6 protein-coding genes are annotated in these 13011 nt (G+C 28.6%); 1 reads left to right on the forward strand and 5 read right to left on the reverse strand.

What is annotated here, in order from left to right:
* Nucleotides 1-69 precede the first annotated feature (69 nt).
* A complete protein-coding gene (locus ASF10_RS20940) occupies nucleotides 70-624 on the reverse strand; it encodes a fasciclin domain-containing protein (protein WP_056253695.1) in 555 nt (184 codons plus the stop codon).
* Between the two features lie 211 nt (nucleotides 625-835).
* Between ASF10_RS20940 and ASF10_RS20945 the strand changes: the two genes are divergently transcribed.
* Complete coding sequence (locus tag ASF10_RS20945) at nucleotides 836-1360, forward strand: ExbD/TolR family protein (RefSeq protein WP_056253698.1); 525 nt, start codon at nucleotides 836-838, stop codon at nucleotides 1358-1360.
* A 283-nt stretch (nucleotides 1361-1643) separates the two neighbouring features.
* On the opposite strand, the gene ASF10_RS20950 is transcribed toward ASF10_RS20945, so the two are convergent.
* From ASF10_RS20950 to rpsA, 4 genes are all read right to left on the reverse strand, one after another.
* Nucleotides 1644-4391 (reverse strand): leucine-rich repeat domain-containing protein, encoded by a 2748-nt coding sequence (locus ASF10_RS20950; RefSeq protein ID WP_056253702.1) that lies wholly within the window; start codon nucleotides 4389-4391, stop codon nucleotides 1644-1646.
* 137 nt (nucleotides 4392-4528) lie between these two features.
* A complete protein-coding gene (locus tag ASF10_RS20955; RefSeq protein WP_056253705.1) occupies nucleotides 4529-7117 on the reverse strand; it encodes a T9SS type A sorting domain-containing protein in 2589 nt (862 codons plus the stop codon).
* Between the two features lie 136 nt (nucleotides 7118-7253).
* Entirely contained in the window at nucleotides 7254-10934 is a 3681-nt protein-coding gene (locus ASF10_RS20960) for a T9SS type A sorting domain-containing protein (RefSeq protein WP_157849075.1), read from the reverse strand.
* Between the two features lie 139 nt (nucleotides 10935-11073).
* Nucleotides 11074-12852, reverse strand: coding sequence for a 30S ribosomal protein S1 (gene rpsA / locus ASF10_RS20965; RefSeq protein ID WP_056253708.1), 1779 nt, complete (start codon nucleotides 12850-12852; stop codon nucleotides 11074-11076).
* Nucleotides 12853-13011 lie beyond the last annotated feature (159 nt).

The raw sequence follows: 13011 nt of genomic DNA on the forward strand, positions 1-13011 counted from the left end.
TTGCAACTTGATAAAATAAAAAAAGTCCCGCTTATGCAGGACTTTTTTTGATCTGGAAATATAGTTTTATTATTTTTTTGGTAATAAAACAGTATCCACAACGTGAATTACACCATTAGATTGATTAACATCAGCAATCGTAACTTTAGCTTTATTTCCGCTTTCGTCACTAATGTATAAATCTTTACCACTCATCCATGCACTAAGAGTTCCACCACTAACAGTTTTAAGAGTTGCTTTTCCTTTACCAGCTTTAATTGCTTTAGCGATATCAGAAGCATTCATTTTTCCTGCAACCACATGATAGGTCAAGATCGTTTGCAGCATTTTTTTGTTTTCTGGTTTCAATAATGTTTCAACAGTTCCTGCTGGTAATTTAGCAAAAGCTGCATTTGTTGGAGCAAAAACGGTGAATGGCCCTTTACCTTGTAATGTTTCTACTAAGTCTGCTGCTTTTACAGCTGCTACAAGTGTAGTGTGATCTTTTGAATTTACGGCATTTTCAATAATATTTTTATTTGGGTACATTGCTGCTCCACCAACCATTACAGTTTTTTGTGCAAATGATGTAAATCCAAATCCTAATGCTAAGATTGCTACGGCTAAAAATTTTCTAGTTTTCATAATTAATATTTTAAGTTATAAGCTCATTTACGGGGTAATATTCGATTTGGTTTTATTAAATATCTAAAAAAGTTTGAAAAAAGTTGAAATATCCTTAAATATAGCTGAAAAACAAGCCTTTAATCATAAAATTTATTTTTAAATATTTTAGTTGTTGCTTCATCCATATGTTAAATTTATTGCTAACTTTAGTAAACTAAATTCATTCTTTATGGAAAATCTACCTAAAAAAGTCAGAAGTAAAAAACTAAGTACAAGAGTTGATTTAACAGCAATGGTTAGTGTCTCTTTTTTGTTAATTATATTTTTTATGGTCACAATTGAATTGGCAAAACCAAAAGGAATTGACTTAGCTTTACCTGATAGAGATCCAGTTTGTGGTCCAATAGGATGTGTTGATGAAAATCGAATTTATACAATTTTACTTGATGACAACAATAAAATTATAACCTATTCAGGCTTATTATTATATCCAGTTGAAACCCCAAAAGAAACTAATTATAGCCTAGAAGGTATACGAAAAGAATTAGTAAATAAAAAGATGTCTATTTTGGAATACTCAACCAATATTGGAAAACCAAAGAATGGTCCGATAGTAATTATTAAACCAAGCAAAAAAAGCAACTTTAAAAATTTGGTCGATATTTTAGATGAAATGAATATTGCAAATATTGAAACCTTTGCTATTGTAGACGAGTTTACAGCGGAAGAATCAAAGTTATTAGCAGCCCGATAATATTATTTTAGCGGCTAAATAAACGCATTATCTTTTTCTCTTGGAATAGATCAAAATTTAAATATATAAAAGTTTCTTATAACAACGACTTCCCTAGCCCTGATGGAAGCGGCATCCTTTTTCTGGCTTCTTTAGACAGAAAAAGATACAGTGGACAGCAGGAAATAGCTCCTTAAAATTATAATAAAAATTATCAAAATAAACACTCCTTTGTTTTGAAAACAATTATAAAAAAAGTCCCATAGCAATATGGGACTTTTTCTGTTTTAATAAAATCTAAGAATTATTTTTTGATAAATTTCATACTTGAACTTCCTTTATCTGATTTTACTTTTATAAAGTAATTTCCGGTTCTAAGTTTTGAAACGTCAATATTAGAAACTGATTTTGCATTTGGAACTGCAATTAACACTTGCCCTAAAATATCATAAATAGCCAAAGATTGTATTGTTATATCTTGTTTTGTATTGAAATTCAAAATATTACTTACAGGATTTGGATACAAAGTAAAATAATTAGAAAACTCGAAATCAGGCGTTTCTAATGTAGTTTCAAATTTTGAAGTAGCTTTATTGGTTAAAATTGGAAAATTATAATCAAAATAAATATTTGCCTCGTTTGCAAAAGTGTCCCCTACTTTTAATGTTGGTTTTGTTTTAATTTTAAAAGCTACATAACCATCATTATTGGCATCATCAAAAAGAAGATTGATATTTTCGAAAATAAATTCAACTTTGTTTCCATCTGAAATTTTAGTTACAAAAGGATGACTTGAGCTTGTTGGAACTAAAGTAGAAATATCAAACTTAGATAAATCAATCATGTCTTTTACTACAATATTTCTTGCTCGAGAGGTTCCTGTGTTTTCAAAGCGGATCATATAATGAACATACTCCCCTATTAAATTTGGTGTTATGATTGTCCCTTCCAGACAAGTTTTATCATTTGGATCATAAGAACCCACAACTGTTTGTTTTAATTCAAATAGATTATTTAATGGAGTCTCATCCAAACTTAGTGAAGAAATATTTGTACTAAATTTCAAAATATCTCCTATGTTGGCCGCAGGTTTATCTGTTGGTCTGTTTAAATATAAGGTAAAAGTAATATTCCCGCTTTCAAAAGGTTTTAAATTATTAAAATCCCATTTTAATTCATTACCGGATTTAGATATTAAATCTTTATCTGAAGAAACATAGTGTAAAACGGTGTCATCAAATTTAACTGTAATAAATCCAGACTGAGTTGTGTTTCCATTATTTTTATAAACAATATTATAGGTGCTTTCAAAGCCCGGCTCAGCTGCTATCCCCGGAACTAAAATAATCTCTAAATCGTTGCGACTATCAACAGCAGTAATACAAAAATTTTCTATACGCGGACTTGCATCGTTGGGAAAAGAAATCGTTATTTCTTTTGGTGATATATTGAAATATTCTGGATATTGCAGAACTGGTATTATTTTATAATTTCCTTGTTGAAGTTCAATAGAAGGAATTTTTGAGTTATTAGAAACCAGAACCCCGGTTTTTAAATTACTTGTTACATTATATTTTATATCATAAACCACTACATCATTTAAATCACATCCATTATTATTTTGATCAAATTTATTTAATGCCTGAATAGTGTAAAAATCCCCTCCTGGCGTAAAAGAACAATATGTATTTAAATTAACTTTAGGCATATTATTATTTGCTAAATAATATTCTATTTGTTCTATATCAGTATCATCTGCGCAAATGTATTTTAAATTAGGATTGTTATAATAACTAAAACTGTCATATAAACCTAATCCTTCCTGTTTACCATTTTTTACAAATAGATAGACCAGATTATTATTATTACACGTAATTTGTGAAATCTTTTTAGCGCTATTAAAATCCAACGATTCAATTTGATTGTAACTGCAATTTACCTCTAGAAGCTTTGGCAAATTTTCTAAATTTAATATTTTAATCTGATTATTAGAACAAGATAAAGTTTGAAGATTAGGCGAAGATTGAACATCAAGACTGGTAAATTTATTTATACCACAATACAGGACTTCTAATTTTGACAAATTATTAGTCTCTAATGAACTAATTTTATTAGTTTCACAATTTAAAAATTTTAACTCGTTAAAAGCACTAATATCTAAATTACTGATATTATTATTGCCGCAACTCAACCATTCAAGTTTACTTGTATTGGTAACATCAAAATCAGTAATGTTATTATAAAAACATTCCAGCCTTTTTAAATTTGGCAAATTTGATATCTTTATTGATGTCAATGTTCCCCATCTACTTAAAACATTCTCTAATTTTGGAAAACCATTCAAATTTAAAGTTGTTAAATTAGTATAATCACATTCTAGAAATTGTAGATTATCTAATCCTTGTAAATTCAAATCAGTGATAGGATTATTACTGCAGACAAGATTATTAAGCTTACTTAGACCAGCAATACTTAATGAGGTAAATAAATTGTAACTACAATTTAGTGTTTTCAAATTAAATGAATCACTTACATCTATATTGGTTAATCTACAACCAGTGCAATCAAGATTTTCAAGATTGGACAAAGTACTTAAATCTAGCGTCGTAAGCTTGCAGCCATATAAATCTAATATTTTAAGATTATTTAAACCACTTAAGTTGATAGACTTTAGTTGTTGGTTTCCTTCAATTGATAAAGTTTCCAGATTACCTAATCCAGCTAAATCAAGTGTAGAAAGATTACCATATTCTAATGTTATTTTCTTTAAATTTTTAAAATATAAAATACCAGTTAATGAAGCTATTCTTTTAATGACTACATTTTCGTTTAAATAAAGTTCGCTTATCTTTTCAGCTTCACTAATTTCAATTTCGCCATTGCCATTAGAATCAATTTTTATCTTATTGCCATTGAGATCTTTTGCAATATCTGAATAAAGTGCTGATGATAACAATTTATCTTTAAAATTAGTATCTGGAATACTAATTATTTGCGCATACAAACCATTAAAAAAGCCTAAAGCCAGAACCAAAAAGTAGATTTTCTTCATATAAGTAATTTTCATGCAAAAATAACTTTTTAAGATAATAACACAACTTTATTTGTTAAATTTTCTTAAAATTAAAAATATAAAACAAAAAAAGGTCCCACTTTAAGTGGGACTTTATCTTTAAATGAAACTAAAAGTTATTTCTTTATAAACTTCAAACTTGAACTTCCTTTATCTGATTTTACTGTTATAAAATAATTACCAGTTCTAAGCTTTGATACATCAATGCTGGAAACCGTTTGCGCATTAGGAACTGCTATTACAACTTGACCTAAAATATCATAAATCGCCAAAGATTGTATTGTTATATCCTCTTTTGTATTGAAATTTAAAATATCACTTACAGGATTTGGATACAAAGTAAAATAATTAGAAAACTCGAAATCAGACGTTTTTAATGTAGTTTCAAATTTTGAAGTAGCTTTGTTGGTTAAAATTGGAAAATTATAATCAAAATAAATATTTGCCTCGTTTGCAAAAGTGTCTCCCGCTTTTAATGTTGGTTTTGTTTTAATTTTAAAAGCTACATAACCATCATTATTGGCATCATCAAAAGGAAGATTGATATTCTCAAAAATGAATTCTACTTTGTTTCCATCTGAAATTTTAGTTACAAATGAATGACTTGAGCTTGTTGGAACTAAAGTTGAAATATCAAACTTAGACAAATCAATTAGATCTTTTACAACAACATTTTGAGCCTGATATGTTCCTGTATTTTCAAAGCGAACGATGTAATGAACATACTCGCCTATTAAATTTGACGTAATAACAGAACCTTCAAGACAAGTTTTATCGTTTGGATCATAAGAACCTACAACGGTTTGGTCAAAAGTAAATGTATTATCTAATGTGTTTTCGTCTGTACTTGCAGATGTTATGGTTGCGAGATACGACACAATATTTCCGATATTTAGCGCAGGAACTTCTGTTGGAGCATTTAATTTAAAGGTAACATTAATTTCTTTAGATTCAAAAGGTTTCAAGGATGTAAAATTCCATGACAAACTATTTGTTGTTTGAGTAGCAACAACCGGATTTGCAGTAATTAAATCTAAAACTGAATCATGAAAAGCTAGATTTACAACGCCAGATTGCGTTGTATTTCCTTTGTTTTTATAAATAATTTTGAAAACAGAATTAAATCCTGGTCTTCCCGGAACAATTTGCAAAATTGAAACTTCCAGATCTGGATGAACGCCATTTGGTGTTATGCAAAAATCCTGATTTAGCGGACTTGCTTGTGCTGGAAAGCTAACGTTTAAAGTAGATGGAGAAATATTAAAGTAAGTTGAATTTTCTAAAACCGGTGTTATTGTATGCGTACCGGCAGGAAAAGAAATTGAATAATTTCCGTTTGCATTCGATATAAAACTTGCAGTATTTATACCATCAGATAAATTAAATTTTAAATTTGGCGAACTTGAGTCTAAAGCATCACAGCCATTATTATCCATATCAACTTTATTAATTCCCAAAACGGTATAATACGTTCCAACTGGTTTAAACGAACAATATGCATTTACATTACAATTGGTATAGCCGTATTTGTCTACTAATATTTGAATATCACTTATTTGGCTTTCGTCAGCACAAACATATTGTAAATTAGGGTTTTGAGAGAAGTCAAGCAATTTTGCTTCATTGCTTCCGTTTCTAATCAATAAAGAGGTAAGCTGATTTTGATAACAGCTAAATTGCTCAATATTTTTTAAATCACTTAAATCTAATGTTTTAAGTTCGTTATGATAACATTCTAAATTTGTTAGACTGGTTAAGCCCGTTAAATTTATTGCTGCTAATTTATTATAACCGCATTTTATACTTTTAAGATTTGTTAACCCGTTTACGTTTAATTCTGTTAATTGATTATTAGTACAATTTAAGAAATCAAGGCTTACTAAACCTGCTAAATTTAATGAAGGAATAAAATTTCCGTCACAATAAAGCTCATTTAATTTTACTAATCCGTTCACGTTCAAGCCTGTTAATTGATTAGAATAACAAAGTAAACTAACTAAATTAACTAAACCGCTCACATTTAAATTAGGTAATTTATTCATTTGACATGATAAACTCGTAATATTTGTTGATCCGGTAACGTTCAATGACGTTAATAAATTTCCGCCACAACCCAAACCTTTAAGATTTGGTAACCCACTCGCGTCCAGTGTTTGCAATTGATTGCTGTTGCATTGCAAATTTTTAAGACTAACTAATCCAGCTACATTTATTGATGTTAGTTTGTTATTAGTACAAAAAAGATCTGTTAGATTTATTGCTCCAACTGTACTTAATGAAGTTAGATTCTTATTACCTGTAACATAAAGTTCTTTTAAATTTGTCGATCCATCAAGTACTAATGTAGTAAGGTTTGAATTGTCAATGTTAAAATAAGTATTACTTTGAATATTAGAATAATTTAGATAAGTAAGTTTCTTTAATAAATTAAAATCAATTCTGTTAAATATTGGATTGTTGCTACAATTTAAATACTCTAAATTGGTAAAATTTTCTAATCCGCTCAAAGAGCTAATGTTTGAATTGCTCAGATCTAAAAAAGGGACACTTAATGCTTCACTAATTTCAATTTCGAAATTTGAGTTTTTGTCAATATTCATAGATATCAACTTCATTTTAAGATTGATATCAGGAATACTAATAACCTGAGCGCTTAAAACATTAAAAAAGAACAGAATAGGAACTAAAAAGTATATTTTCTTCATATAGATTAATTTTACTACAAAAATAACTTTTTAAGAGAATAATACAACTTTATTTGTTAAATTTTGTTAAAACTAAATCTTTAAAACAAAAAAAGTCCCACAGTAAGTGGGACTTTATATTTGAAATATATGAAAATTATTTCTTGATAAACTTTATACTTGAACTTCCTTTATCTGATTTTACTTTTATAAAATAATTTCCAGTTCTAAGCTTCGATACATCAATGTTAGAAACCGTTTGCGCATTAGGAATTGCAATAACAACTTGCCCCAAAATGTCATAAATGGTTAACGATTTTATCTCTATATCTTTTGTCGTATTGATATTTAAAATATCACTTGTAGGATTTGGATACAAAATGAAATAATTAGAAAACACAAAATCAGACGTTCCTAATGTAGTTTCAAATTTTGAAGTAGCTTTATTGGTTAAAATTGGAAAATTATAATCAAAATAAATATTTGCCTCGTTTTCAAACGTATCTCCCACTTTTAATGTTGGTTTTGTCTTGATTTTAAAAGCGATATAACCATCATTATTGGCATCATCAAAAGGAAGATTGATATTCTCAAAAATGAATTCTACTTTATTTCCTTCTGATATTTTAATTACAAAGGAATGGCTTGAACTGGTTGGAACTAAACTTGAAATATCAAATTTAGATAAATCAATCATATCTTTTATAACGATGTTTTGTGCAGCATAGGTTCCTGTATTCTCAAAGCGGATCATGTAATGTACATACTCGCCTATCAAACTTGGCGTGATAACGGAACCTTCTAAACAAGTTTTATCGTTTGGATCATAAGAACCAACAACAGTTTGATTTAAAGTAAATGTATTATCAATTGGAGTTTCGTCTGTTACAGCGCCTTCTATTGTTGTTTTAAATTTTAATATATCTCCAATATTTAATGCTGGTCTTTCTATTGGAGAATTTGCATTTACAGTAAATTTAATTTCGCGAGTTTCATATGGGAATAAATTAACAAAATTCCAAGATAAATTATTAAAGGAATTAGTCACCGATATTGGTTTTGCTGTAACGAAATCTAAAACAGCATCATCAAAACTTAAATTAACTGAGCCAGATTGCGTAGTATTTCCTTTATTTTTATAGATAATTTTATATGTAGCGTTAAAACCCGGTCTTGCAGGTTCTAATGGCAATAAAACAACTTCTAAATCTGGATGAACACCGTTTGCAGTAATACAAAAATCTTGAGTAAATGGACTCGATTCTGTTGGAAAAGTAACTTTAACTGTTGTTGGATAAACATTAAAATACGCTGGGTTTTCTAGTATTGGAGTAACATCATAAGATCCCGATTTAACATAATAATTGTAATCACCATTTTCATCAGATGCAGAACTGTTTGTTATAGTTTGACTTGCAATATTAACTTTCATATTTTGAAATTTAATATCTCCATTGTCACATCCATTATTATTTAAATCTAATCTATTATTTCCTTTAATTGCATAAAACTTACCTCCTGGTTTAAATGTACAATACGAATTAACATTACAATCTTTCATATTTGCTGATAAAAGTTGTGACTGTATAGCTGCGATTTGAGATTCGTCAGCACAAATGTATTTTAAATTGGGATTTTGAGTAATATAAAGTCGATCTTCATTTATTCCATTTTTTATCATTAATGATGACAATTGGTTTCCTGAACAGTCAAGATGCGATAATTCGGTTAAATTGCTAAGATCCAAAGATGTTAAACTATTTGTAGAACAAATAAGTCGTTGAATTTTTGTTAAACCACTTATATTTAATGAAGTTAAGCCATTAATCTGACATTGAATGGAAGTTAATTTTGATAAATTACTAACGTTAAGCAATTTAATTTTATTCATATAACAATCTAATACTCCAAGATTCACAAAATATTCAATTCCAAGCAAAGAAGAAATATTACTTTCATTCAACGTCAAAGAATAAACATTGAATGCTTCGCTTAATTGTATTTCTTTATCATTATTAGCATCAATTTTAAAATAAGAACCAGATAAATTCCTTGCCACATAATTTTGATTAGTTGCAGATAATAATTTTGCTTTAAAAATTGGATCTGGAATATTAATAATTGCATCACTGCAAGCACCTAAGCAGCTACAACTAGAATCTAATAAGACATTATTTAAACCACTTAAATCTATGCTTTTTTGAATAACATTAAAATCTATAATATCTGCACAAATATGTTTAAGATTTAAATTTCCAATTATGTCTAATTTTATCAAATCCTGATTAGGATTATTATTTTTAATAAAAATATCGGTTAAAATATTATTATATCCACAATTTAATTCTTTTAGATTAGGTAAATAGGAAACATCTACTTTTGAAAGCTTTGTACTTTGACATTCAAGTTTTTGCAAATTATTTAACCCCGTTAAATCAAAAATTGATATTGGATTTGCAGAAAAGTTAAGCGTTTGCAAATTTACAAATGGTAAAAAAGTAAAAGAGGTAATTTTATTTCCGGAAAAATTTAAATCAATTAAATTTGTTGTAGAACCAGTGTTTAAATAAGCTATGTTATTATTACTGCATTTAATGGATTTTATGTTTGTACCGTTTAATAAATCTAAAGATGTAATAGCATTGTTTGAGCAATCAATAGTTAATAAATTAGAGGAGTTTTTCATTTGAAAAACAGATAAATATTGATTTATATTACATTTAACACTGCTAAGATTTGTAAGTCCATTTGCATACAAACCGGACAAATTATGATTATTATTAACATTTAAAGTCTTTAAGTTAACTAAATCATCCATTTTTAATGTTGAAAAACTACTGTTCCATTCTACAGTCAAATCTTCTAAATTAACCAAACTGGTTAAATCTATTGTTCCTCCAATTTGAGTGCTAACAATAGTTAAACTTTTTAAGTTGGTAAAATACTTGATTGTATTAATTGATTTCACATTTGAAGCTATGCTCATTTTAGTTACTTGTAATGCTTCAGAAAATTGAATTTCACCATCAAAGTTTAAATCAATAGTTGTATTACTTAAAATAGAATTTTTAAAATTTTCATCATCAAAACATATGGTTCCTGCTGCACATTGAGGTAAAGCACAAGAATTTACTACTGTAACATTAGAAATTCCATATTCTGCTAATTTATTTTGAATTAATGAAATATCACTTTGATATGCACAAATAGAGTTTAAATTTAAATTATTATTAAACTCCAGAGAACTAAAAACGTTATATAGACGATTTAAAAATAAAGTTGAAATGTTATTATTTGAACAGTTTAAATTAGTTAATGCGTTTGTATCTGAAAAATACAGTGTAGTGAAATTATTATAACTACAATTAACGTTAGCGATATTATTGGTATTATCTCTTTTTATAAAATTCAATTGATTATTAGAACAATCAAGAGTTGATAAAGAAGTTAGATAAGTTAAAAGCAAAGATTTTAATTGTAAATTATTATTTATTTTTAAAATCTTTAATGAACCAAAATAGGAAAGGCTTATTTTAGTTAAAGAAGTATTTTTAATACTCAAGTTTTTCAATCCTGAAAAATTATTAGAATCAAAACCTTCTAAAGAGCTAATATTTCCATCCAAATATAGATTGTTAATTACACTAGCTTCATTATAATCAATCTCATTATCATTATTAGTATCAGCATCACTATCGGCTATACCATCATTATTATTGTCGACACAATTTGTAGAAATCAAAATATTTTTTAAAACCGCATCAGGAAAATTAATAACCTGCGCACTCAAACCGTTAAAAAAGCATAAAGCTGTAACTAAAAAGTAAAGTTTCTTCATATGTTTATATTTTCAAACAAAAATAACTTTTTAAAATAATAACACAACTTTATTTGTTAAAATATCTTAAAATTAAAAACATAAAGCAAAAAAAAGTCCCACATTGCTGTGGGACTTTCTATTTAGAGAAAACTAAGAATTATTTTTTCTCAGTTTTTTCCATTTTAGCTTTCAATGCAGCTAATACATCATTGTTATCTCCTAAAGTTGCAGCTGGTGCATTTGTAGAAGAGTTAGATGAAGTATTTTCAGTTGCAGCTTTCACGTTTTTCTCTTCTTCTTCACGGAAGATAGCAGTGTGAGAAGCAACTACTCTTTTGAATTCTTTGTTAAATTCGATTACTTTGAAATCAGCAGTATCACCTTTTTTCAATTTCTTTCCGTCTTCTTTTTCAAGGTGACGAGTAGGAATGAAAGCAACGATATCATCTCCGAATTCTACAGTAGCTCCTTTGTCAACGATTTCAGAAATTTCACCATTGTGGATAGTTCCTACAGCGAAAGAATCTTCGTATTGATCCCAAGGATTAGCAGTAGTTTGTTTGTGACCTAAAGATAATTTACGTCCTTCAACATCTAATTCTAATACAACTACATCAAGTTTTTCACCAACATTTACAAATTCAGATGGGTGTTTGATTTTCTTAGTCCAAGAAAGGTCAGAAATGTAGATTAATCCATCAATTCCTTCTTCTAATTCTACGAAAATACCAAAGTTTGTAAAGTTTCTAACGATACCTGTATGTTTAGAACCTACTGGGTATTTAGAAGTGATATCAGTCCATGGATCTTGAGTCAATTGTTTGATACCTAATGACATTTTACGGTCATCTCTATCTAAAGTTAAGATAACAGCTTCAACAACATCTCCAACTTTTACGAAATCCTGAGCAGAACGTAAATGAGTAGACCATGACATTTCAGAAACGTGAATTAAACCTTCAACACCTTCTGCAACTTCGATAAATGCACCGTAATCAGCGATTACAACTACTTTACCTTTTACTTTATCACCAATAGTTAAATTAGCATCTAAAGCATCCCATGGGTGAGCGTTTAATTGTTTCAATCCTAATTGAATTCTTGTTTTCTCATCATCGAAATCAAGGATTACAACGTTTAATTTTTGGTCTAATTCAAGAACTTCACTTGGGTGGTTGATTCTACTCCAAGAAAGGTCAGTAATGTGAATTAATCCGTCAACACCACCTAAGTCAATAAACACACCATAAGAAGTAATGTTTTTAACAACACCTTCTAATACTTGTCCTTTTTGTAATTGACCGATGATTTCTTTTTTCTGTACTTCAATATCAGCTTCGATAAGAGCTTTGTGAGATACAACAACGTTTTTGAATTCGTGGTTAATTTTTACCACTTTGAATTCCATCATTTTGTTTACGTATACATCGTAGTCTCTAATTGGCTTAACGTCAATTTGAGATCCTGGTAAGAAAGCTTCAATTCCGAAAACGTCAACGATCATACCACCTTTAGTTCTGCATTTTACAAAACCATTAACGATTTCTCCTGTTTCGTTTGCAGAAATAACTCTATCCCATGATTTAATAGTACGTGCTTTTCTGTGAGATAATACTAATTGACCTGTTTTATCCTCACGGATGTCGATTAATACTTCTACTTTGTCACCTACTTTTAAGTTTGGGTTGTAACGGAATTCGTTTAAAGAAATAACACCTTCCGATTTTGCGTTGATATCAACGATAACGTCTCTATCTGTAATTCTAACAACTACACCTTCAACTACTTCTTCTTGGTCTGTAGCGATGAAAGTTTTTGATACTAAGTCTTCGAATTCTTGTAAGTTTTTCTCATCTACTGCATCGATACCTTCTTCGAAGTTATGCCAGTTAAAATTTGCTAAAAACTCTTCTTGTGATTTTAATTGTTCAGACATGCTGATAAAAAATTTGTATTCTGCTTTTCTCGAGTTTCATAAAGCGATAGAAAAAACAGAAGTTGTTTTACATAAATAGTTGATACCTAATGGAAACTCTTCTCTGCCAAAAGGTTTGCAAAATTAATACATTTATTTGTAATAGCAAAACAATTCTAT

The sequence above is a fragment of the Flavobacterium sp. Leaf82 genome (assembly GCF_001422725.1).
GTDB lineage: Bacteria > Bacteroidota > Bacteroidia > Flavobacteriales > Flavobacteriaceae > Flavobacterium.

What these genes read in the sequence shown, in the direction of transcription:
- ASF10_RS20940 (WP_056253695.1), bottom strand. Translation starts at nt 624, where the DNA reads ATGAAAACTAGAAAATTTTTAGCCGTAGCAATCTTAGCATTAGGATTT.
- ASF10_RS20960 (WP_157849075.1), bottom strand. Translation starts at nt 10,934, where the DNA reads ATGAAGAAACTTTACTTTTTAGTTACAGCTTTATGCTTTTTTAACGGT.
- ASF10_RS20955 (WP_056253705.1), bottom strand. Translation starts at nt 7,117, where the DNA reads ATGAAGAAAATATACTTTTTAGTTCCTATTCTGTTCTTTTTTAATGTT.
- rpsA (WP_056253708.1), bottom strand. Translation starts at nt 12,852, where the DNA reads ATGTCTGAACAATTAAAATCACAAGAAGAGTTTTTAGCAAATTTTAAC.
- ASF10_RS20950 (WP_056253702.1), bottom strand. Translation starts at nt 4,391, where the DNA reads ATGAAGAAAATCTACTTTTTGGTTCTGGCTTTAGGCTTTTTTAATGGT.
- ASF10_RS20945 (WP_056253698.1), top strand. Translation starts at nt 836, where the DNA reads ATGGAAAATCTACCTAAAAAAGTCAGAAGTAAAAAACTAAGTACAAGA.